Origin of the sequence: Pseudomonas sp. BF-B-26 (genome assembly GCF_019956495.1) — a bacterium.
GTDB lineage: Bacteria > Pseudomonadota > Gammaproteobacteria > Pseudomonadales > Pseudomonadaceae > Aquipseudomonas.
In genome coordinates this window covers 1-22607 of record NZ_JAHBDP010000126.1, presented here as the reverse complement: position 1 = coordinate 22607, position 22607 = coordinate 1, and the positions used below count along the sequence as shown (strand labels likewise).

At 61.1% G+C, this 22607-nt stretch carries 22 protein-coding genes; 8 read left to right on the top strand and 14 right to left on the bottom strand.

What is annotated here, in order from left to right; genetic code table 11:
* Positions 1 to 217: 217 nt before the first annotated feature.
* The 4 genes from KGB03_RS28210 to KGB03_RS28195 all read left to right on the top strand — a co-directional run bounded on the left by KGB03_RS28210 (position 218) and on the right by KGB03_RS28195 (position 4538).
* Positions 218 to 1516: an OprD family porin gene (locus KGB03_RS28210; protein WP_223530511.1), complete on the top strand. Its 1299-nt coding sequence runs from the start codon at positions 218 to 220 to the stop codon at positions 1514 to 1516.
* Positions 1517 to 1696: 180 nt separating this feature from the next.
* Positions 1697 to 2521 (top strand): NAD-dependent epimerase/dehydratase family protein, encoded by an 825-nt coding sequence (locus KGB03_RS28205; protein WP_111452234.1) that lies wholly within the window; start codon positions 1697 to 1699, stop codon positions 2519 to 2521.
* A 53-nt stretch (positions 2522 to 2574) separates the two neighbouring features.
* Positions 2575 to 3465, top strand: coding sequence for an SMP-30/gluconolactonase/LRE family protein (locus KGB03_RS28200; protein ID WP_223530508.1), 891 nt, complete (start codon positions 2575 to 2577; stop codon positions 3463 to 3465).
* Positions 3466 to 3662: 197 nt separating this feature from the next.
* Positions 3663 to 4538, top strand: coding sequence for an aldose 1-epimerase (locus KGB03_RS28195; protein WP_223530506.1), 876 nt, complete (start codon positions 3663 to 3665; stop codon positions 4536 to 4538).
* Here the strand turns inward: KGB03_RS28195 and KGB03_RS28190 are convergent.
* From KGB03_RS28190 to KGB03_RS31150, 14 genes are all read right to left on the bottom strand, one after another.
* Positions 4523 to 6250 (bottom strand): NahK/ErcS family hybrid sensor histidine kinase/response regulator, encoded by a 1728-nt coding sequence (locus KGB03_RS28190; protein WP_223530504.1) that lies wholly within the window; start codon positions 6248 to 6250, stop codon positions 4523 to 4525. The genes KGB03_RS28195 and KGB03_RS28190 overlap by 16 nt on opposite strands.
* A complete protein-coding gene (gene ercA, locus KGB03_RS28185; protein ID WP_074876193.1) occupies positions 6234 to 7397 on the bottom strand; it encodes an alcohol dehydrogenase-like regulatory protein ErcA in 1164 nt (387 codons plus the stop codon). The genes KGB03_RS28190 and ercA overlap by 17 nt, the downstream gene beginning before the upstream one ends.
* Before the next feature lie 268 nt (positions 7398 to 7665).
* Positions 7666 to 8808 carry a pyrroloquinoline quinone biosynthesis protein PqqE gene (gene pqqE / locus KGB03_RS28180; RefSeq protein WP_223530497.1) on the bottom strand — a complete coding sequence of 381 codons (1143 nt, stop codon included), beginning with the start codon at positions 8806 to 8808 and terminating at the stop codon, positions 7666 to 7668.
* Positions 8786 to 9058, bottom strand: a complete 273-nt coding sequence (gene pqqD / locus KGB03_RS28175) for a pyrroloquinoline quinone biosynthesis peptide chaperone PqqD (protein ID WP_111452228.1) — start codon at positions 9056 to 9058, stop codon at positions 8786 to 8788. The genes pqqE and pqqD overlap by 23 nt, the downstream gene beginning before the upstream one ends.
* Entirely contained in the window at positions 9055 to 9807 is a 753-nt protein-coding gene (gene pqqC / locus KGB03_RS28170; RefSeq protein ID WP_223530495.1) for a pyrroloquinoline-quinone synthase PqqC, read from the bottom strand. Before pqqC ends, pqqD begins: the two co-directional genes overlap by 4 nt.
* Before the next feature lie 126 nt (positions 9808 to 9933).
* Complete coding sequence (gene pqqB, locus KGB03_RS28165; protein WP_192409533.1) at positions 9934 to 10848, bottom strand: pyrroloquinoline quinone biosynthesis protein PqqB; 915 nt, start codon at positions 10846 to 10848, stop codon at positions 9934 to 9936.
* Positions 10849 to 10903: 55 nt separating this feature from the next.
* Positions 10904 to 10975 (bottom strand): pyrroloquinoline quinone precursor peptide PqqA, encoded by a 72-nt coding sequence (gene pqqA, locus KGB03_RS28160; RefSeq protein ID WP_003253598.1) that lies wholly within the window; start codon positions 10973 to 10975, stop codon positions 10904 to 10906.
* 255 nt (positions 10976 to 11230) lie between these two features.
* The gene (locus tag KGB03_RS28155) at positions 11231 to 12751 is read right to left on the bottom strand and encodes an aldehyde dehydrogenase family protein (protein ID WP_008149755.1); all 1521 of its coding nucleotides are present in this window, start codon (positions 12749 to 12751) and stop codon (positions 11231 to 11233) included.
* A 357-nt stretch (positions 12752 to 13108) separates the two neighbouring features.
* Complete coding sequence (locus KGB03_RS28150) at positions 13109 to 14884, bottom strand: PQQ-dependent methanol/ethanol family dehydrogenase (protein WP_111452224.1); 1776 nt, start codon at positions 14882 to 14884, stop codon at positions 13109 to 13111.
* Positions 14885 to 15158: 274 nt separating this feature from the next.
* Entirely contained in the window at positions 15159 to 16097 is a 939-nt protein-coding gene (locus tag KGB03_RS28145; RefSeq protein ID WP_223530493.1) for a quinoprotein relay system zinc metallohydrolase 1, read from the bottom strand.
* Between the two features lie 16 nt (positions 16098 to 16113).
* Positions 16114 to 16875: a quinoprotein dehydrogenase-associated SoxYZ-like carrier gene (locus tag KGB03_RS28140; RefSeq protein WP_223530491.1), complete on the bottom strand. Its 762-nt coding sequence runs from the start codon at positions 16873 to 16875 to the stop codon at positions 16114 to 16116.
* A complete protein-coding gene (locus KGB03_RS28135; RefSeq protein ID WP_223530483.1) occupies positions 16872 to 17750 on the bottom strand; it encodes a substrate-binding periplasmic protein in 879 nt (292 codons plus the stop codon). The genes KGB03_RS28140 and KGB03_RS28135 overlap by 4 nt, the downstream gene beginning before the upstream one ends.
* A 3-nt stretch (positions 17751 to 17753) precedes the next feature.
* Entirely contained in the window at positions 17754 to 18215 is a 462-nt protein-coding gene (gene pedF, locus KGB03_RS28130) for a cytochrome c-550 PedF (RefSeq protein ID WP_218537847.1), read from the bottom strand.
* 340 nt (positions 18216 to 18555) lie between these two features.
* The gene (locus tag KGB03_RS31150) at positions 18556 to 18678 is read right to left on the bottom strand and encodes a hypothetical protein (protein ID WP_256365221.1); all 123 of its coding nucleotides are present in this window, start codon (positions 18676 to 18678) and stop codon (positions 18556 to 18558) included.
* A gap of 158 nt (positions 18679 to 18836) precedes the next feature.
* Here KGB03_RS31150 and KGB03_RS28125 point away from each other — a divergent pair, with 158 nt between their 5' ends.
* From KGB03_RS28125 to KGB03_RS28110, 4 genes are read left to right on the top strand one after another with little or no spacing between them, the layout of a single operon-like run.
* A complete protein-coding gene (locus KGB03_RS28125; RefSeq protein ID WP_223530480.1) occupies positions 18837 to 20021 on the top strand; it encodes an ABC transporter substrate-binding protein in 1185 nt (394 codons plus the stop codon).
* Between the two features lie 30 nt (positions 20022 to 20051).
* Positions 20052 to 21026: a YVTN family beta-propeller repeat protein gene (locus KGB03_RS28120; protein WP_192409539.1), complete on the top strand. Its 975-nt coding sequence runs from the start codon at positions 20052 to 20054 to the stop codon at positions 21024 to 21026.
* The gene (locus KGB03_RS28115) at positions 21023 to 21754 is read left to right on the top strand and encodes an ABC transporter ATP-binding protein (protein WP_192409540.1); all 732 of its coding nucleotides are present in this window, start codon (positions 21023 to 21025) and stop codon (positions 21752 to 21754) included. Before KGB03_RS28120 ends, KGB03_RS28115 begins: the two co-directional genes overlap by 4 nt.
* On the top strand, positions 21751 to 22542 hold the full coding sequence (locus tag KGB03_RS28110) for an ABC transporter permease (RefSeq protein WP_111452215.1): 792 nt from the start codon (positions 21751 to 21753) through the stop codon (positions 22540 to 22542). Before KGB03_RS28115 ends, KGB03_RS28110 begins: the two co-directional genes overlap by 4 nt.
* Positions 22543 to 22607 lie beyond the last annotated feature (65 nt).

The following is a 22607-nucleotide window of genomic DNA, read 5'->3' as shown; positions in this document are numbered from 1 at the left end:
GTGGGCTCGGATATGTGTATAAGAGTCAGGTCTGTTCTACCGTCATCGCGAGCAGGCTCGCTCCCACAGAGGTTCTTCGACATGCCATAAAATCGAGCCAGGTCATCGTATAACTTCTGATTGACATTCCCCGTAACACTTGCAAATAATCCGCCCCGATGTTGTACGACGACGTATAACGAAAAATAAAAACAACAAGAAACACGGGAGCGTCACTGTGAGCAAGCTCGTCCGCAATTCCTCCGTCTGCACCCCTCGCCCAACCTTCGCACGCCGTCACACCCTGAGCCTGATCGGTTGCAGCAGCCTGGCCCTCGCCCTGCCCATGACCAGCCATGCCGAAGGTTTCGTCGATGACGCCAAAGCCACGCTGAACCTGCGCAACTTCTACATCAACCGCAACTTCACGAACCCGGCCTACCCGCAGGGCAAGGCTGAAGAGTGGACCCAAAGCTTCATCCTCGATGCCAAATCCGGATTCACCCAGGGTCCCGTCGGTTTCGGTATGGATGTGCTGGGCCTGTACTCGGAAAAACTCGACGGTGGCAAAGGCACGCGCGGCACCTCGTTGCTGCCGATTCATGACGATGGCCGCCCTGCCGACAACTTCGGGCGCCTGGGTGTGGCGCTGAAAGGTAAAGTTTCGAAAACCGAATTGAAGGTCGGCGAATGGATGCCAGTGTTGCCGATCCTGCGCTCCGACGACGGCCGCTCCCTGCCACAAACCTTTCGCGGTGGACAGGTGACGTCCACCGAGATCAGTGGCCTGACGCTCTACGGCGGCCAGTTCCGCGCCAACAGCCCGCGCAACGATGCGAGCATGGAAGACATGTTCATGAACGGCAAATCCGCTGCCTTCACCTCGGACCGTTTCAACTTTGGCGGCGGTGAATATGCGTTCAACGACAAGCGCACCCAGGTCGGCGTCTGGTACGCGCAACTCAGCGACATTTATCAGCAGCAGTATTTCAACCTGAGCCATAGCCAGCCCATCGGCGACTGGACCCTCGGCGCCAACCTTGGTTACTTCATCGGCAAGGAAGACGGCAGCGCCCTGGCCGGCGACCTCGACAACAAAACCGCGTTCGCCATGCTCTCGGCCAAATATGGCGGCAACACCTTCTTTGTCGGCCTGCAAAAACTCACCGGCGACGATGTCTGGATGCGGGTCAACGGCACCAGCGGCGGCACCCTGGCCAACGACAGCTACAACTCCAGCTACGACAACGCCAAGGAACGATCCTGGCAGCTGCGCCACGACTACAATTTTGTGGCACTTGGCATTCCCGGCCTGACAATGATGAACCGCTACATCAGCGGCGATAACGTGCACACAGGCACCATCACCGACGGCAAGGAATGGGGCCGCGAGTCAGAACTGGCTTACACCGTGCAGAGCGGCGCGCTGAAGAACCTCAACGTCAAATGGCGTAACGCGTCGATCCGCAAGGACTTCAGCACCAACGAATTCGACGAAAACCGCATTATCATCAACTACCCGATCTCGTTGCTCTAAAGGCGAACATCTTTTGCAAGGCTGACTCAACCACTGTGGCTAGGGGGTAAGGGATGACCCTCCGTCAATTTCAACCGATGCCGCGTTGACAACGGCCTGAGACCCTAACGATACTTCGATCTAGTCGTACGACAACCTACAACAAATTCAATAACAATGACTGCTTGTTCAGGGACTTCCATGACCATCACCACTAACGCCCGCGCTCCTTTCAATCGTCTCCTCCTGACCGGTGCCGCCGGCGGCCTCGGCAAAGTCCTGCGCGAACGCCTGCGGCCCTACGCCAATGTGATTCGCCTGTCGGACATCGCCGACATCGCCCCGGCCATCGATGACCGTGAAGAAGTCGTGCCCTGCGACCTGGCAGACAAGCAAGCAGTCCATCAGCTGGTTGAAGGCGTGGACGCGATCCTGCACTTTGGTGGCGTGTCGACGGAGCACTCGTTCGAAGAGATCCTCGGCGCCAATATCTGCGGTGTGTTCCACATTTATGAAGCCGCTCGCCGCCATGGTGTGAAGCGGGTGATTTTCGCCAGTTCCAACCACGTGATCGGCTTCTATAAGCAGGATGAAGTGATCGACGCCCACTCCCCTCGCCGCCCGGACAGCTACTACGGCTTGTCCAAGTCCTATGGCGAAGACATGGCCAGTTTCTACTTCGATCGCTACGGCATCGAAACCGTCAGCGTGCGCATCGGCTCCTCGTTCGCGGAACCGCTGAACCGCCGAATGATGAGCACCTGGTTGAGCTTCGGCGATCTGACGCAATTGCTCGAATGCGCGCTGTACGCCCCTGATGTCGGTCACACCGTGGTCTACGGCATGTCCGACAACAAGAACGTCTGGTGGGACAACCGTTTCGCCACCTGCCTGGGTTATGAACCTCAGGACAGCTCCGAAGTGTTCCGCGAAAAAGTCGAAGCCCAACCGATGCCCGCCGCTGATGACCCGGCTCGGGTCTACCAGGGTGGAGCGTTTGTCGCGTCCGGCCCGTTCGGCGACTGAACCCGCGTACCTCACTTGATCCCGACAACAAAAATCCGAGGGAATGAGCTGTCATGCAAGCCGAATTGATTGTCGATGCCCGCAACGCAGTCGGTGAATGCCCGGTCTGGGTGCCTGAGGAAAACGCCCTGTATTGGGTCGATATTCCTGCTGGCGGACTTCAGCGCTGGAGCGCCGAAACCGGCCATGTCCACGCCTGGAGAGCACCGCAGATGCTCGCCTGCATTGCACGTCACCGCGACGGCGGCTGGGTTGCCGGGATGGAAAGCGGGTTCTTTCATCTGCACCCGCATAACGATGGCAGCCTCGACAGCAATCTTCTGGCACCGGTCGAACACACCCGCACAGACATGCGCCTGAACGACGGTCGCTGTGATCGTCAGGGGCGTTTCTGGGCTGGCAGCATGGTGCTGAACATGGGCGCCAACGCTGCCGACGGCATGCTTTACCGTTACAGCGCCGGGCAACACGGGCCACTCGACGCTCAGCTCAGCGGTTTTATCGTACCCAACGGTCTGGGTTTCAGCCCGGACGGGCGGACGATGTACCTGTCTGACTCTCATCCCCTGGTCCAGCAAATCTGGGCCTTTGATTACGACACTGACAGCGGCACGCCGTCCAACCGGCGGCTGTTTGTCGACATGCATCAGTTCCCTGGTCGTCCCGATGGCGCAGCGGTCGATGCCGAAGGCGGCTACTGGATTTGCGCCAATGATGCCGGGCTGATTCACCGTTTTACCCCCGACGGCCGACTGGACCGTTCCCTTGCCGTACCGGTGAAAAAACCGAGCATGTGCGCCTTCGGCGGCAGTCGCCTGGAAACCCTGTTCGTGACCTCGATCCGCCCCGGCGACGACCATGACGAGCAGTCACTGGCCGGCGGTGTGTTCGCCCTCAATCCCGGCGTCAAAGGCTTGCCGGAGCCGTTGTTCAAGGATTGCTGATCACCCAGCTTTGAATGATGTGACTTGACTGGCGAGGTCTCCCTGTGGCGAGGGAGCTTGCTCCCGCTGGGACGCGCAGCGGCCCCCCTGCAATTTTTCAGACAGACCGAGTTTCCTGTATTTGCGACTGCTTCGCAGCCGAGCGGGAGCAAGCTCCCTCGCCACAAAAGCCTTTCAATGAGCTAGTAAAAATCAACATGACGCCAAAACTGCTGAACCTCGAAGACGAACTGACCCACCTCACCCTCGCCCCCGAACTCGGTGGCAGCATCGTCAACTGGAGTGTACGCGGCACGGGTCTGCCGCTGTTGCGCCACAGCGATGCCCATGCGCTGAACACCGGTCTGCCCGGCAAACTCGGCTGCTTTCCCTTGGCACCGTGGTCGAACCGCATTGCAGAAGGGGGTTTTGAATGCCCCGAGGGCTGGCTGGCACTGACACCCAACAGCCTCACCGATCCCCTGCCGATTCACGGCAGTGCCTGGCAACAGCCGTGGCAGGTGGTTTCGCAGACGCGTGATGAAGTCGTGCTGCAACTCGACAGCACCACGCCCTTCGCCTATCGCGCCCGGCAACGATTCCATCTGAGCGGCGGCAAACTGAGCATTGATCTTAAGGTCACTCATCTGGCCGAAAGTCCTGCCTGGCATGGGCTCGGTTTACACCCTTACTTTCCGCGTACCACGGGCACCCAGTTGCAGGCGCAAGCCCGGCAAGTATGGTTGTGTGACGGGACCAAACTGCCGACACACCTCAGTGCGGTGCCGGCCGAATGGGATTTCCAGTCACTCAAGACGTTGCCCGGCACATTGGTCGACAACGGCTTCTGCCAATGGGACGGCCATTGCCTGATCCGCCAGCCAGCGTTGGGTTATGAACTGGAATGCCGGGCCACCGGCAGCGATTACTTCCTGCTCTACTGCCCGGTGGGCCTGGATTTTTTCTGTATCGAACCGGTGAGCCACCCGGTCAACGCGCATCACCTGCCCGGTCGACCGGGGTTGCGATTGCTGGAGCAAGGCGAGTCAGTCGAGCTCGGTTTCAGCCTGCACTATCGCTACCCCAGCAACTGACTCAGCACCGCACGCAACTTGCCGGGTTTCACCGGTTTGTTCAGCAGCGGTGCGTCGAGTCGCTGCAATGAGCGCCGACACTGATCCGTGCGATCGGCAGTGATGATCACTGCCGGAATCGCCTGGTGGTAATGCTCGCGCAAATGCCTGACCACGTCACAGCCCACCACCCCGTGATCGAGGTGGTAGTCCGCCAGAATCAGTTCCGGCGGTCGTCCCTGCAAGGCGGCCAGTGCAGAGCATTCATCGGTGGCCGTCACCACTTCGCAGCCCCATTGCCCGAGCAGCGCGCTCATGCTTTCGAGGATGCTCACTTCGTTGTCCAGCACCAGCAAACGCCGGCCAGGCAATGGATTGCCGGTGCCGGGTTGTGGTGCCGCCAGGCTGATCGGCAGTGGAACCTCATGGGAAATCGGCACGTCGATGCTGAACATCGAACCGCGTCCTGGCAGCGAATGAACCCCGACTTTATAGCCGAGGATCTTGGCGATACGTTCAACGATGGCCAGCCCCAGGCCCACACCCTTGCGGTCGGCGGCGCGGCCGACGTCCAGTTGGTTGAACTCGAGGAAGATCGAATCCAGTCGGTCCGCCGCGATCCCGCGCCCGGTGTCCCAGACTTCCAGGCGCAGCATTTCACCCCGGCGTCTGGCCCCCAGCAGGATGCTGCCCTCGTCGGTGTAGCGGCAGGCGTTGCTGAGGAAGTTGCGCAGGATCCGCGTCATCAGGCGCAGGTCGGTGCTGATGGCGTAATCGCCCATGTGCACCCGCAGGTTCAACCCTGCAGCCTGGGCCACTGACTGGAACTCCGAGACCAACGGCGCGAGCAATTCGTCGAGGCGGTACAGCGCAATGTCCGGTTTGACCGCGGCCTGATCGAGCCGGGAAATATCCAGCAAATCGGTGAGCAAATCTTCTGCGCCTTCGAGCGCCTGGTGCGTCCGCTCCACCAGCACCTGTTCGACGTCGGGCAGTTTGCGTTCGCGCAGGGTCGAGATCAGCAAACGCGCGGCATTGAGCGGTTGCAGCAGGTCATGACTGGCGGCGGCGAGGTATTTGTCCTTGCTGCGATTGGCGGCTTCGGCGGCATCCCGGGCATCGCGCAAGGCTTGGGCAATCTGTTTACGCTGGGTGATCTGCTGTTGCAGGTTACGGTTGGCTTCCAGCAACTCGTCGGTGCGCGCGGTGACCCGCTGCTCCAGTTCATCATTGAGTTGTTGCAGACGCTGCTGGGCGAGTTTGCGTTCGGTGATGTCGGCGACAAAACCTTCCACCAGCCCTTCCTGATCGGGCTTGAGCAACAGGTTCATCAGCACGTCGACGCTGCTGCCATCCTTGCGCCGCAATTGGGTTTCGTAGCCAAGCAGACTGCGCTCGCGCTTGAGCATTTCACCGATGTTTTCCAGCTCTTGCGCGCCGTTGACAAACAGATTGCTCGCCAGATCGGCCAGGGAAAACAGTACTTCCTGGGGATTGTCGTAGCCGAGCATCCGCGCCAGTGCCGGGTTGGCGGCGCGCATGCCTTCCAGGAGGCTGGCCTGAAAGATCCCGTGGACCGCGTTTTCGAACAGCCATTTGTAGCGATTGCGCTCAGCTTCCAGCTCGTCGAGGCGCGCAGCCAGTTCCGGGTAATGACTCTTGCGCGCCGAATGGCTGCCTAATCCCAGTAACCCCGCCAGCGCCCGTTGCTGTTCGTCAGAGGGCTTCGCCATAGACGACCTCGACATCACGCTGACTGGACTCGCGCGGGTTGGTCAGGATGCACGGGTCGTGCATGGCGTGTTGCGACAGGAACGGAATGTCCGCCGTGCTGACCCCGTGCAATCCTAGGGTTTCGTGGAAGCCGATGGCGTGTTTGAGCGCGATCAGGTGTTCCACCAGACGCCCGCAAATCTGCCGGTGATTCAAGCCACGGCAATCGATGCCAAAGGTCTCGGCGATCACCTTGAAACGCTCCGGTGCGGAGCTGTAGTTGAACGCCACCACGTGCTCCACCAGCACCGCGTTGCACAAGCCATGGGGCAAATCGAGGAAGCCACCGAGGCTGTGGGACATCGCGTGCACCGCGCCGAGGATCGCGTTGGAGAACGCCAGCCCGGCCTGCATGCTGCCGAGCATGATTTTTTCACGTAGGGCGATGTCGTGCGGGTTGGCGATCATCTGCACCAGGTTGCCGTTGATCAGGCGCATCGCCTCCAGTGCATGGGGGTCGGTCAACGGCCCGTGACCGGTGGAGACAAATGCTTCGATGGCATGCACCAACGCATCGATGCCGGTACAGGCCGACAGGAACGGGTCCATGCTCAGGGTGGTTTCCGGGTCGATCAGCGACACGTCCGGGACCACCGCCTTACTGACGATGGAGAACTTCATGCGTTCTTGCTGGTTGGAGATGATCACGAATTGCGAGACATCGGCCGAGGTCCCGGCGGTGGTCGGAATCAGGATCAGCGGCGGACTCGGGACGCGGATGGTGTCCACGCCTTCGAATTCGAGAATGCTGCGCCCATGGGCGACGACAATGCCGATGCCTTTGCCGCAATCCATCGGACTGCCGCCACCGACGGCCACGATCACATCGCAATGGTTTTCCCGGTACAGATCGGCACCGAGCATCACTTCTTCGACCCGCGGGTTGGGCGAGACCGCGCTGTACAGGACGTACTCGATGCCCTGGGCTTGCAGGCTGGCCTCGACATCGGCGACCCAACCGGCGGCAATCACACCGGGATCGCTGACCAGCAGCACCTTGCGGGCACCAAAGGTTTTGGCGCAATTGCCGACGTTGTGCCGGCAGCCGGCACCAAAGATGATTTCAGGCGAAACGAATTTACGCAGTTGACTGAGACTCTGGCTCATTGGAAAGCCTGTTTTTATTGTTTTGGAAGGTAATGTCCACACTAAAGCATCCGGCGGTGAATGCAATCAGACCAATGGGTAGCACCGCTGGTGTACTCAGACTCTGAACTCACCGGAGATTCCCTGTGGGAACGAACTGTGGCGAGGGGATTTATCCCCGCTGGACTGCGAAGCAGGCCCAAGATTTTGGGGCGGCTGCGCCACCCAACGGGGATAAATCCCCTCGCCACAGTTCGCTCCCACAGGGGGATCTGTGTCAGCTCTCGATTTATCCGCGGTAGATCAGTCGCGAAGCCTTCTCGTTACGCAACGTCAGGTGTTCCATGCCCTGCCCCGGTGCGTCGGCTTCCTCGCGAGCCTTGAGAATCACACCGTGGTGCGGGGATTTGCTGCACACCGGGTCCGCGTTGGCGGCGTCGCCGGTCAGCATGAAGGCCTGGCAGCGGCAGCCGCCCAGGTCCTTGTGCTTCTCATCGCAGGAGCGGCACGGTTCCTTCATCCAGTCATCGCCACGAAAGCGATTGAAACCGAAAGAATCAGTCCAGATGTGCTCGATGCTGTGCTCGCGCACATTGGGAAACTGCACCGGCAACTGTCGGGCGCTGTGGCAGGGCAATGCCGTGCCGTCGGGGGTGATGTCGAGAAACAGATTAGCCCAGCCGTTCATGCAGGTCTTGGGGCGTTCTTCGTAGTAGTCCGGGGTGACGAAGATCAGCTTGCACGGATGACCCTGCGCTTCAAGACGCTCGCGGTATTCGTTAGTGATGCGCTCGGCACGCTGCAATTGTTCGCGCGTGGGCAACAGGCCTACCCGGTTGAGCTCGGCCCAGCCGTAGAACTGGCACGTCGCCAACTCGACGAAATCCGCTTCCAGCTCCAGGCACAAGTCGATGATCTGCGCGATCTGGTCGATGTTGTGCCGATGGGTGACGAAGTTCAGCACCATCGGGTAGCCCTGGGCCTTCACCGCACGGGCCATGGCGAGTTTCTGGGCAAAGGCCTTGCGCGAACCGGCGAGCATGTTGTTCACCGCCTCGTCAGCGGCCTGGAAACTGATCTGGATATGGTCCAGCCCCGCGACCTTGAAATCGCGCACTTTCTGCTCGGTCAGGCCAATGCCCGAAGTGATCAGGTTAGTGTAGTAACCCATGTCCCGGGCGGCCTTGATCAGTTCGGCCAGGTCCTGGCGAACCAACGGCTCGCCGCCGGAAAAGCCCAGTTGCGCGGCGCCCATCTCCCGGGCCTCGCGGAACACCCGGATCCACTCTTCGGTGCTCAACTCTTCGCCTGACTGGGCAAAGTCCAGCGGGTTGGAGCAATACGGGCATTGCAACGGGCAACGGTAGGTCAGCTCCGCCAACAGCCACAGCGGCGGGCCCGGAGGCGAGTCACTCGATCCAGAATTGAGCATGGGCCACCTCCAGAAACGCCAGCACATCTTCGTCGATCCCCGGTACGCCGGGGAAACTCTCAGACAGTCGATCAATGATCGTTGCAACGCTGCGCTGGCCGTCCACCAGTTCAAGGATCTGCCCAGCACTGACATTGAGTTTGATCATGCCTTCGGGGTACAGCAGGACGTGACAGTCCTGACGCGGTTCCCATTGCAGGCGAAAACCCTGACGCAGCGATGGTGATTGTTCGCGGTTGATCAGGCTCACAGGGCAATCCCCCGGTGCCAGACCCGCTCCGTGGTGACGCTGTGATACGGCGGGCGCTCCAGCTCGTAGGCCATGCTCATGGCGTCGAGCATGCTCCACAGCACGTCGAGCTTGAATTGCAGGATTTCCAGCATGCGTTGCTGGCCTTCGACCGTGACGTAGTGCGCGAGCGTGATGCGCAAGCCATGCTCGACATCCCGTCGCGCCTGACCCAGGCGAGTACGGAAATAGTCGTAACCGCCGACGTCGATCCACGGGTAATGGGTCGGCCAGGCATCGAGCCGGGATTGGTGGATCTGTGGCGCAAACAGCTCGGTCAGCGAACTGCTGGCGGCTTCCTGCCAACAGGCGCGACGGGCGAAATTGACGTAGGCGTCGACGGCGAAACGTACACCGGGCAGCACCAGTTCCTGGGAGAGGATCTGCTCGCGATCCAGTCCCACCGCTTCGCCCAGCCGCAGCCAGGCTTCGATCCCGCCTTCGCTGCCCGGTGCACCGTCGTGGTCGAGAATTCGCTGCAGCCATTCCCGGCGCACGTCGCGGTCCGGGCAGTTGGCGAGAATCGCCGCGTCCTTCAGGGGGATGTTCACCTGATAATAGAAGCGATTGGCGACCCAGCCTTGAATCTGCTCGCGGGTTGATCGGCCGGCGTACATGGCTTGGTGGAATGGATGATGGATGTGGTAGTAGGCGCCTTTGGCGCGCAGGGCCGCTTCGAATTCGGTGGGGGTCATTGGGGTGGCAGTCATTGCGGTTCTCCTGGAAGCTCTGCGGTGTCTGTTCTGGCGCCTTCGCGAGCAAGCCCGCTCCCACAAGGGGTCTTCGGTGTACACAAAACCCTGTGGGAGCGGGCTTGCTCGCGATGAGGCCCTCCGCTACAGCTCAATACTCATTCCGTCATAGGCCACTTCGATCCCGCGCCGCTCCAGCAGCGCCCGCTCGGCGGAGTCTTCATCGAGGATCGGGTTGGTGTTGTTGATGTGGATCAGCACCTTGCGCTGGCGGGTGAAGCCTTCAAGGATGTCGAGCATGCCGCCGGGGCCGCTTTGCGACAGGTGTCCCATTTCACTGCCCAGGTTCTGGCCGACGTCGCAGACTCGCATCTCGTCGTCGCGCCACAAGGTGCCGTCCAGCAACAGGCAATCGGCGCGTTGCATCCAGCTCAGCACCTCGTCGTCGACTTGGCCCAGACCCGGCGCGTAGAACAGCGAAGCACCGCTGCGCCGGTCTTCGATAAACAACCCGATGGTGTCGCCCGGCTGCGGATTGCCGCGATTGGGCGAGTACGGCGGTGCGTTGCTGACCAAGGGGATCGCGCGAAATCTCAGGTGCGCGCACGCCGGAATGCTGAAGGGCTCGCGGTCCAGTCCGACCGGTTGCCACTGCAACCCGCCGTTCCAGTGCTTGAGCATGGTGAACAACGGGAAGCCGCTGCTCAGGTCTTGATGGACCCGTTCGGTGCACCAGACCTGATGCGGGCAGCCTTCGCGCAGAGTCAGCAGGCCGGTGCAATGGTCGATCTGGCTGTCCAGCAGGACGATGCCGGCAATCGCGGTATCACGCACCCGGCGCGCCGGTTGCAGCGGCGCGAAACTCTCGAGTTGCGCGCGAATGTCCGGTGAAGCATTGCACAGCACCCAATCCACACCGTTGTCGCTCAGGGCAATCGAGGACTGGGTCCGGCGTTGGGCCCGCAGGCTGCCATTGCGCATCGCGGCGCACTGGCGGCAGTTGCAATTCCATTGCGGAAAACCACCGCCAGCGGCGGATCCGAGAACGCGAATGTGCATGGGCAATGCTCCAGAAGGCAGGCCCGGCCAACGCAACAGCTGGCCGGGTGAACAATCAGCGGTTGGCGAAATACATCGTCACTTCGAAGCCAATGCGCAGATCGGTAAACGCGGGTTTAGTCCACATGGGTCAATCCTCTTCTTGTGCCGGACGATTCCGGTAAAGCCATTAATGCACGGGGCGCCAGGCACCCGAATGCTACTTTCGAACGAGGTGGCGGCGTGCATTGGTAGGGGGTGTTGCGCGGTTTTGCAGTACACACAGAACCAATGTGGGAGCGGGCTTGCTCGCGAAAGCGGTCTGTCAGTCACATCAATATTGGATGTGCCGCCGCCTTCGCGAGCAAGCCCGCTCCCACAAGGGGGTGTGGTGCCTGTCAGGTTAGAAGAACCCCATCGGATTGATGTCGTAGCTCACCAGCAGGTTTTTGGTCTGCTGATAGTGGTCGAGCATCATCTTGTGGTTTTCACGGCCGACACCGGACTTCTTGTAGCCACCAAACGCGGCATGGGCCGGGTACAGGTGGTAGCAGTTGGTCCAGACGCGCCCGGCCTTGATCGCCCGGCCCATGCGGTAGGCACGGTTGATGTCGCGGGTCCACAGACCGGCGCCGAGGCCGAACTCGCTGTCGTTGGCAATCGCCAGGGCTTCGGCTTCGTCCTTGAAGGTGGTGATACCCACCACCGGGCCGAAGATTTCTTCCTGGAACACGCGCATTTTGTTGTGGCCCTTGAGCAGGGTCGGCTGGATGTAATAACCCGTCGACAAGTCGCCCTCAAGACGCTCGGCCGCGCCGCCGGTGAGCAGCTCGGCGCCCTCTTCCTGGGCGATTTTCAGGTACGAGAGGATCTTGTCGTATTGCTGCTCGGACGCCTGGGCGCCGACCATGGTTTCGGTGTCCAGCGGGTTGCCGCGCTTGATCTTGACGATCTTCTGCATCACCACTTTCATGAAGTCGTCGTAGATCGACTCCTGCACCAGCGCTCGCGATGGACAGGTGCAGACTTCGCCCTGGTTGAAGAACGCCAGCACCAGGCCTTCGGCGGCCTTCTCGATGAACTGTGGCTCGGCTTGCATGATGTCTTCGAAGAAGATGTTTGGCGACTTGCCGCCCAGTTCGACCGTGCTCGGAATGATGTTCTCGGCCGCGCATTTCATGATGTGCGCGCCAATCGGGGTGGAACCGGTGAAGGCAATCTTGGCGATGCGCTTGCTGGTGGCCAGCGCCTCACCGGCTTCACGACCGAAGCCCTGAACGATGTTCAGCACGCCGGGTGGCAGCAAATCGGCGATCAGTTCAGCGAAGACCATGATCGACAGCGGCGTCTGCTCGGCGGGTTTGAGTACCACGCAGTTACCGGCAGCCAGGGCCGGGGCGAGTTTCCAGGCGGCCATCAGCAGCGGGAAGTTCCACGGGATGATCTGTCCGACCACGCCCAGCGGCTCGTGGAAGTGATAGGCGGTGGTCAGCTCGTTGATCTCGGCGGCACCGCCCTCTTGAGCGCGGATGCAACCGGCAAAATAACGGAAATGGTCGGCGGCCAGCGGCACGTCGGCATTGAGGGTTTCGCGCACGGCTTTGCCGTTGTCCCAGGACTCGGTGACGGCGAGGATTTCCAGGTTCTGCTCGATGCGGTCGGCGATTTTCAGCAGCACCAGTGAGCGGTCTTGCGCCGAGGTCTTGCCCCAGGCGTCAGCGGCGGCATGCGCGGCGTCGAGGGCTTTTTCGATGTCCGCGGCGTTGGAGCGCGGGAATTCGGCGATGACTTCACCGGTGACCGGCGAGGAGTTGGTGAAGTACTCACCATTGACCGGGGCGACGAACTCGCCGCCGATGAAATTGCCGTAGCGCGGTTTAAACGTAACGATGGCGCCAGGTGTACCAGGTTGTGCGTAGATCATGGTGGGCCTCTGTCTGGGTCGATGCCTGTCGGGCAAACAGGCGATGAACCGATAGTAGAGAGCCCTGCGCGTCAGACGTATGCGCCGTTGGCAGGAGGACTCTCGTTATTTGGTAGTAGGTTTCACACAAATTCCCATGTGGGAGCGGGCTTGCTCGCGAAGGCAGCGGCACATCCAACATTGATGTGACTGACATACCGTTTTCGCGAGCAAGCCCGCTCCCACAGGGGTTATGCGATTGATCGTTCCCACGCTCCGCGTGGGAATGCAGCCAGGGACGCTCTGCGTCCCAGAGCGGACGCGGAGCGTCCGGTGAGGCATTCCCACGCAGAGCGTGGGAACGATCAGTGGCAGGTATCAGTGCTTGGCCACCAGGTCTTTCGGCAGCTTGAACGTCCAGAGCATGCCGCCCTGGTTGAAGTCCTTGATGCGCTTGGCCACTTCGCCGCCCCACAGCGGTACGGCGCCGCCCCAACCGGACAGCACGGAGACGTACTGTTCGCCGTCCATTTCCCAAGTTACAGGGGAGCCGAGTACGCCGGAGCCGGTCTGGAATTCCCAGACTTTCTCGCCGGTCTTGGCATTGAACGCCTGCAGGAAACCTTCCGGCGTGCCGGTGAACACCAGGTTGCCCTTGGTGGTCAGTACCCCGCCCCACAGCGGCGCGTAGTTTTTGTGGCGCCAGACTTCCTTGCCGGTTTTCGGGTCGATGGCGCGAAGCACGCCGATGTAGTCTTCATTCAACGGTTTGATGGTGAAACCGGCACCGAGGAACGCCGCGCCTTTCTTGTACGCGATGCCTTCGTTCCAGATGTCCATGCCCCATTCGTTGGACGGCACATAGAACAGTCCGGTGTCCTTGTTGTAGGCCATCGGCATCCAGTTTTTCGCGCCGAGGAATGCTGGTGCTACGAATACCGAACTGCCTTTGGCTTCGGTGCCCGGTGCGCCTGGACGGCTGGCTTCGTTGTAGATCGGCCGGCCGTCTTTATCCAGGCCAGTGGCCCAGGTGATTTTGTCCACGAACGGGAAGCCGCGGATGAATTTGCCGTTGGTGCGATCCAGCACGTAGAAAAAGCCGTTACGGTCAGCGGTCGCGGCGGCTTTGATCTCTTTGCCGCCTTCGGTGTAGTTGAACGAGATCAGCTCGTTTACGCCGTCATAGTCCCAGCCGTCGTGAGGCGTGCTCTGGAAGTGCCACTTGATGGTGCCGTCGTCCGGGTTCAGCGCCAGACGCGACGAGGAGTAGAGGTTGTCGCCAGGACGCAGGTGCGAGTTCCATGGCGCCGGGTTGCCGGTGCCGAACAGCAGCAGATTGGTTTCCGGGTCGTAGTAACCGCCCAGCCAAGGCGCCGCGCCGCCGGTTTTCCAGAGGTCGCCGGGCCAGGTCTTGCCGGCTTCACCGCCGGAGATGCCGTTCTCTACCGCTTTGCCGTCCTTGTAGGTGTAGCCCATGTGGCCTTCGACGGTTGGACGCGTCCACAGCAGGTCGCCGTTTTTCGGGTCGTAGGCTTCGATTTTGCCCACCACCCCGAACTCGCCACCGGCGACGCCGGTGATCAGTTTGCCGTTGATCACCAACGGCGCGGCGCTGATGGAATAGCCTTCCTTGTGGTCGGCGACTTTCTTGCTCCAGACGACTTTGCCGGTGTCCTTGTTCAAGGCCACAAGCTTGGCGTCGAGGGTGCCGAAGATCACCAGGTCGCCGTACAGCGCGACACCCCGGTTGATCACGTCGCAGCAAGGGCGGATGTCATCGGGCAGGCGCGCATCGTATTGCCAGAGCTTCTTGCCGGTGCGCGCATCCACCGCAAACACCCGCGAGTAGGAACCGGTCATGTACATCACGCCGTCCTTGATCATCGGCTGTGCTTGCTGACCGCGTTGTTTTTCACCGCCGAAGGAGAATGCCCAGACCGGCCGCAAATCCTTCACGTTGTTGACGTTGAGCGTGTCCAGCGGGCTGTAGCGTTGACCCTGGACGCCCAGACCGTTGGTGACGATCTGCTCCGGGTTCTTGGGGTCCTGGAGGATGTCTTTATCAGTGACGCCGGCCAATGCCGAGCCAGACAACAGCATGGCACTGAGCAGCACACTCAAGACGAAGGGTTGGCGACGTGCGGGTTGGGTCATGACGGCTACCTCTGCAGTTTTTTGTTATACCCGGTAAATTTTCCCGGTCTGGTGCAGATTCTTGGGCGCCGCCGCCCTTGGAACAATTGCCCGCAGTGCTGAGATTGCTAGTTCCTTAGTACCGGGTCGGATGAGATGGACACCGGATATATAGATCGACACTGGCCCCTGTGGGAGCGGGCTTGCTCGCGAAGACGGTGTGTCAGGCGACATCAATGGTGAAAGTGAGGGCCTCTTCGCGAGCAAGCCCGCTCCCACAGGGGATTTTTGTTGATCATTTGTTCGCGGCGGAATCGACTCGGGGCATTTGTGCGCGCTCGTAGCGCGGATACAGGTGGCTGACGCTGCGGATCAGCTCGTAACGACTCAGGCTGATCCCGGCAAACCGTTCGGGAATGGGGCTGCGGATCATCTCGGCCATATCACTGCCATTGGCGGCGCCATCGCGCATGAGCTGGTCGAGCCAGCTCAGGTAGTCGCGCATCTGTTCGAACGGCTGTTGATCCGTGGCCACCGGTCCATGGCCGGGCACGATCAGCGTCCACGGCAAGTCTTGAAGGGTGGCGATGTCCGCCAGCCAAACCGACAGCCCCGGACTGTTGGGCGTGGTCAGCGCCCGTTGGTAAAACACCAGGTCCCCGGCAAACAGCACGCCGGTTTTCTGGTCGAGAATAGCCAGATCCGCGCCCGTGTGCCCACCCAGGCCCAGCAGACGCAGATCGTGATTCCCAAAACTTTGCACGCCGGGCGTCAGCGTCCGGGTCGGCAACACCACTTCGGTGCCGCGCATCCAGTCGCCCACCAGGCGATACATGTTCTCGGCCATGGCATCGCCCTGCTGATGCAACAGTTCGGTGGTGCCGGCCAACGCGCCGATCGGCACGTCAGTGAAGGCCTGGTTGCCGAGTACATGATCAGGATGATGATGGGTCAGCAGCACCTCGATCACTGGTTTGTCGGTGATCGCGGCAATGGCTCTGCGCATCGCTTCGCCGTAGCGTTTCGACGGCCCGGTATCGATCACCACCACACCCTGCTCGGTGACGATGAACGCGGTGTTGACGATGTTGCCGCCGTTGGCCTTGGCGAAATTATCGGTGCTGCCTTCCAGCAGCCAGGTGTCTTCGGCGATCTGCCGGGGCTTGAGCGAGTAGTCGAGATCGGCCAGAACCGGCAGGCTCAGGCTCATGAACAACAGCAGCATCCAGCGCATCACGCGCTCCTTTGGGTCAGGGTATGGCCGCATCGAATTGATTGCCGCTGTTGTCGCGCAGCATCAGGCGCGTCTGCCCTGCCCCTTCGATATCGAAGGCCAGGTTGGAGTTTTCACTGACGGCGGGAAACAACTCCAAACGGGCCAGCAGCTGATCGTTCTGATCCCGCAGTTCAGCATGGTTGATGAAGAATTCCGGGATGCCGCTGACCATGCCGTTGTCCATCGGATGCGCCACCTGCATGCGCACACGGCTGAATTCACCACGGGGATAACGACCGCCCAGCACTTCGCCGATGTGCTCTTCCCAGCCCGGTTGAGTGCGCACCACACTCGGCGCCGTGCAACCACCGCCTGCCGCATCGATCAGCGTCGAGCCGACATGCCACAACCCATCGCGGGTCAGCACTGCCGCGCGCAATGGCGTTGCCTGTTCGATACGGATGCGGATCGACAGCCACGGCAGCACGCGGTCCAGCGGTTGGAAATCGACGATTTTCGGCAAAGGGTTGAGTTCGGCCCAGGCGAGGATTTTCACCACTTCGCCCTTGAACGATCGCGCATCGATTTCCAGCGGCACTTGCCGGGCGTCTTCGGCGAACGGTGGTGCCAGCAGCTTGACCCGCTCGTCGAACACGAACGGCGCATCGCCGAGCATTTGCTTGTGATAGAAGGCCCACATCACCGAGGGCACCGGGTCTTTGCCCGGGTCGATGTCCACCGCGTGCGCGACGATGGGTAACCAACAGGCCAACAGACAAGCCGCTCGCCAGTTCACTGTTGATACATCTCGGGCACGTCATAGCGCAGGCCGTAATGGCCATAAATGGTCTTGACTGCGCCTTCGCGAATCAAGGTTTCCAGCGCCTCTTCCACGGCATAGGCCAGTTGACGGTTGCTTTCGTGCACCGCCATGCCGATCTCCCAAAGCTGCTTGCCCATGTTCGGGTAGGCGTTCTCCGCCAGCGCCACTTGCGGGTCGTTGGCTTCATGAACCTGCCAGTCGATCTCGCCGCGCATGGCCATGACGGCGTCGACTTCACCGGCTTTCATGGCCGCGAAAGCCTGGGGCACGCCGGGATAGTGGTGGGTTTTGCCGGCAAGCATGCCGTTGAACACCGAGGTCAGGTAGAACGACGGTACGCTGTCGACTTCGACGCCGATCGGGTGGTGCTCGAACACGGCGACGCTACCGACTTTGTCCAGCCGGCGACGGTCATAGGCAACCTGCCATTGTTCGTTCTGGTACGGCCCGAACATCACCACATGGCCGTTTTCCAGCTCACCCAGTTCATTGCGCTTCTGCGCGTAATCGCGGTCGTACGGCACGCGCATCATCAGGTCGGCCAGTTGCAGGTCGTGCAATTGACTGGCGCGCCAGATGTAATCGCGCAGGTCGTCATCGAGCTTCTCGCCGGCGGGCGCCCAAATCAACGTCAGGCGCACGCCGAGTGCCTTGGCCAATGCCTCGGCGAGTTCGACATCAACGCCCCGGGCCTGGCCGGCGTCTTCAAAACTGTAAGGGGCGAAGTCCTTGTAGACCGCCACTTTGAGTTCCCTGGCGGCGATCATTTCGTCATAGGTACGGACCTGCGCCTGCACCGCCTGGCAGCACAGCAACACAGCACTGATCAACACAGCGAGCAGGCGCATGGATTACTCCTCGACGTGAACGCTGTCCAGATAAGTGCGTACCGCCCACAAGGCTTCCTGGCTCAGGTAGTCGGCCATCTTCGGCATGTAGACCCGGCCGTCACGCACGGCGCCATGGCGCACGCGTTCGACGAACCACTCATCACCGGCATCAGCGACATCGAGCATGCGCAAATCAGGGGCGATGCCACCGGACTTGGCTTCCAGGCCATGACAGGCCGCACAGTTCTGGTTGTAAGCCGATGAGCCGATTTCCAGGGCTTTGTCATGTTCCGGCGAGGTGCGGTAAGGGTTCACCGATGCCCAACCATCGGCATCGATCGGCACACCGGCGTCTTTGATCGGGGTCAGGCCTGGTGTTTCGACAGCCTGAGGGACCACGTTGCCGTGGGCCCAGACAGAACCTGCGCTGATAAAGCCGGCCAGCAGACCGGCAACGAGTAAGGCGTTGCGTTTTGTTGTCATTGTTATGCCCTCTTGATTGCACGCAAAACCTCTTTGAAGAGGCTATGGCACCCATCTTAGGAAGGGCTTCGCACAAGCCCCATGCTGCTTTGGTGGTCGCGGTCTAGTTCCTTGGTAGTAGGGCTTGTGGCCGTACGGAAAGTATTCCCGGCAACAAGCGATTGTTCAGGATGCGAACATGGAGGGTTGCAGCGGTTACCCGACGACTTGGGACAAGTGTGCCTGGTGCCCCACCATTGATCGTTCCCGCGCTCTGCGTGGGAATGCCTCAACGGGCGTTCGGCTCTGGAAGGGACGCAGAGCGTCCCGGGCTGCATTCCCACGCAGAGCGTGGGAACGATCATCGACCCGCAGGCGCGGGCAAGACCAGCAATGGCGCGGGACGCGGGCCGTGGAGCTTGTCGACGCCGATCAGGGTCAGGATCAGTAGCAACGGCAAGAGCAGCGCTTTGAGAATACGCATGATCAATCGCCTCCCGTGTGATGGCCGTTATTGCCCATGCTAAAACCGCGCCACCCCGGGCGAGTTACTACCTTGGTACTGGCTCACTGGTACTTTCTGCATATTTCCTTCTGCCTCACAGCGTTCCTATGCTGGCGCTACCTGTAATGGAGTGCCCTATGCGCCAGCTTGCCCCTTACGCCCTGATCTATCTGTTGGCGATTGCCTGCGCCGCCGGGTTGGCGACCCAGAGCCAGGCTGCGGACGCGCCGTTGCAGGTGCAGATCGGCTACCTGGGCTATCGCCCTGATCCGGGCCCGTTGCTGTCGAACGTGATTCCCGAGCCGGTCGATGCCGGGTTGCGTGGCGCCGAACTGGCCATCACTGACAGCAACAGCACCGGGCGTTTCCTCAACCAGAGCTACACCCTGGTCAGCGCCAACGTCGACAATCCGGATGCCCTGGTCGAAGCGGCCAAGGCTCAACATGAACAAGGTCTGCGCCTGTTTGTCGTCAACGCACCGGCCGCCAGCCTGCGCCGACTCGCCGCTGTGCTGCCCGACAGCTTGCTGTTCAACGCCGGCAGCCCCGACGACAGCCTGCGCACCACCGACTGCCTGCCGAACGTGCTGCACAGCTTGCCGAGCCGGGCGATGCTCGCCGATGCACTGGCGCAATTTCTGGTGGTGCGCAAATGGCAACGGGCGCTGCTGATCGTCGGCCCGACCCCGGACGATCAAGCCTATGCAGCCGCCCTGCGCCGCGCCGCCAAACGCTTTGGCCTGAAACTGGTCGCGGAAAAAGCCTGGAGTTTCGACAACGATCAGCGCCGCAGCGCCCAGGCCGACATGCCACTGTTCACCCAGACCGCCGAGTACGACGTGGTGCTGGTGGCGGATGAACGGGGCGATTTCGGCGAATACGTGCCCTACCAGACCTGGTACCCACGGCCAGTCGCCGGCACTCAGGGGCTGACCCCGGTGGGCTGGCACAAAACCGTGGAAACCTACGGCGCCGCCCAGTTGCAGAAACGCTTCGAAGCCCTGACCGGGCGCTGGATGAATGACCGCGATTTCGCGGCCTGGATCGCCGTGCGCAGCATCGCCAGTGCCGTGAGCAAACTGCGTCAGGTCGATCCGGTGGCGATCCGTATGCTTGAGATCAGCGATCAATTGCCACTGGACGGTTTCAAGGGTCGCAAGCTCAGTTATCGGCCGTGGAACGGCCAGTTGCGCCAACCCATTCCCATCGTGCAGCCCCGGGCGCTGGTCAGCACGTCGCCGCAAGACGGCTTCCTGCATCCCTTCAACGAAATGGACAGCCTCGGCTACGACAAGGCCGAAGTCACCTGCCGTTTCCCCTGACCCGATAATTAAAACAACAAGGAATCCGCCATGCGCCGCACCCTGCTCTGCCGCTCCCTGCTTTTCTGGGCCCTGCTGCTTGCCGCCGGGCACGCCGCGGCCAGCACCGCCTGGGTCTCCAACGAAAAGGACGACAGCCTGAGCCTGATCGACCTTCAGACCCTGCAAGTCACCGACACCCTGCCCGTCGGCCAGCGCCCGCGCGGTCTGCTGCTGTCCCACGACAACAAGCTGCTGTACATCTGCGCCAGCGACTCGGACCGGGTCCAGGTGATGGACGTGGCCACGCGCAAGATCATCAAGGAACTGCCCTCGGGCAAAGATCCTGAACAATTCGCCCTGCACCCGAATAATCGCTGGCTGTACGTTTCCAACGAAGACGATGCGCTGGTGACGGTGATCGACACCGAAACCTCCAAGGTGCTGAGCCAGATCAACGTCGGCGTCGAACCCGAAGGCATGGCCGTCAGCCCCGACGGCAAGTGGGCGGTGAACACCAGCGAAACCACCAACATGCTGCACTGGATCGACACCAGCACCCAGACCCTGGCGGACAGCACCCTGGTGGATCAGCGGCCGCGCTTCGTCGAGTTCACACCCGATGGCTCGAAGCTCTGGGCTTCGGCGGAAATCGGCGGCACCGTGACGATTCTCGACGTCGACACCCGCAAAGTCCTCAAGACTTTGACCTTCCAGATCAAGGGCGTACACCCGGACAAAGTCCAGCCGGTGGGGATCAAACTCAGCGCTGACGGCAAGTACGGTTTCGTCGCGCTCGGCCCGGCCAATCATGTGGCGGTGATCGACGCCAAGACTTTCGAAATCCTTGATTACCTGCTGGTCGGCCGGCGTGTCTGGCAGATGTCGTTTACCCCGGATCAAAAGCAATTGCTCGCTACCAACGGTGTCAGCGGCGACGTGTCGGTCATCGATGTCGACAGCCTCAAGGTGACCAAGTCGATCAAGGTCGGGCGTTATCCGTGGGGCGTGGTGGTGACCCCATGAACGCACTCGAAGTCAGCGAACTGAGTTTCGCTTATGGTGCAAAAGAGGCGTTGCGTCAGGTGAGTTTCAGCCTGGCACCTGGCCGTTTCGCTGCATTGCTGGGGCCGAATGGCGCGGGCAAATCGACACTGATCGCCCTGCTCACCCGGCTCTACGATTTGCAGCGCGGTGACATCCGCGTCGGTGGCTGTTCGTTGCGCAACGCAGCGCGTCCGGCACTCAAGCAACTGGGTGTGGTGTTTCAGCAAAGCACGCTGGACCTGGACCTCAGCGTCGAGCAAAACCTGCGTTATCACGCCGCGCTGCATGGCATGTCCCGGCGCCAGACCGGCCTTCGGGTCGACGCCGAACTGGCCCGTCAGGCCTTGACCGAACGCCGTCGCGAGCGGGTTCGCGAACTCAACGGCGGCCACCGTCGCCGAGTGGAAATCGCCCGAGCGTTATTGCATGAACCGCGCCTGCTGCTGCTCGATGAGGCCAGTGTCGGCCTCGACCCGGCCAGTCGGCTGGCGCTCAATCAACACATACGCAGCCTGTGCCGCGAACAGAACATCAGTGTGCTCTGGACCACGCATTTGCTCGATGAAGTGCAGCCCAGCGATGACTTGCTGATTCTCCATCAGGGCCGGTTGGTGGCCAGCGGACAGGCCGACGCGCTGAGTCTGGAACACGGCGGCGATCTCGGTTCGGCCTTCGCTCGACTGACCACTTCAGGAGCCGTCCAATGAATGCCTACTGGCAATGTTTCAGCGGCATCGTGCTGCGCGAATGGCTGCGTTTTGTCTTGCAGCGCACGCGGTTTCTCAGTGCGCTGGTGCGGCCGTTGCTGTGGCTGTTGGTGTTCGCCGCCGGTTTTCGTGCGGCACTCGGGATCGCGATCATCGAGCCCTACGACACCTACATTCCCTACGAGGTCTACATCATCCCTGGGCTGGCCTGCATGATCTTGCTGTTCAACGGCATGCAAGGTTCGCTGTCGATGGTCTACGACCGGGAAATGGGCAGCATGCGCGTGCTGCTGACCAGCCCCCTGCCCCGGACCTTCCTGCTGTGCAGCAAACTGTTGGCCACCTCGTTGATCTCGCTGTTGCAGGTGTACGCCTTTCTGGCGATTGCCTGGGTGTACGGCGTGCAGCCACCGGCCATGGGGCTGTTGATCGCCTTGCCGGCGTTGCTGCTGGTGGCGTTGATGCTCAGCGCGCTGGGTTTGTTGCTGTCCAACGCGATCCGCCAGCTGGAGAACTTTGCCGGGGTAATGAATTTCGTGATCTTCCCGCTATTTTTCCTGTCCTCGGCGCTGTATCCGCTATGGAAGATGCGCGAGTCCAGCGAGTGGTTGTACTGGCTGTGTGCGTTGAACCCGTTCACCCATGCGGTGGAACTGGTGCGGTTTGCCTTGTATGAACGGTTCAATCCGTTGGCGCTGGCGGTGTGCATCGGGCTGACCCTGGTATTCGCGCTGCTCGCCGTACTCACCTTCAACCCGCAACACGCTGCCCTGCGAAAATCCAACTAACGCCACAAATCCCCCTGTGGGAGCGGGCTTGCTCGCGAAGGCGGTGTATCAGCCAATGTAAATGT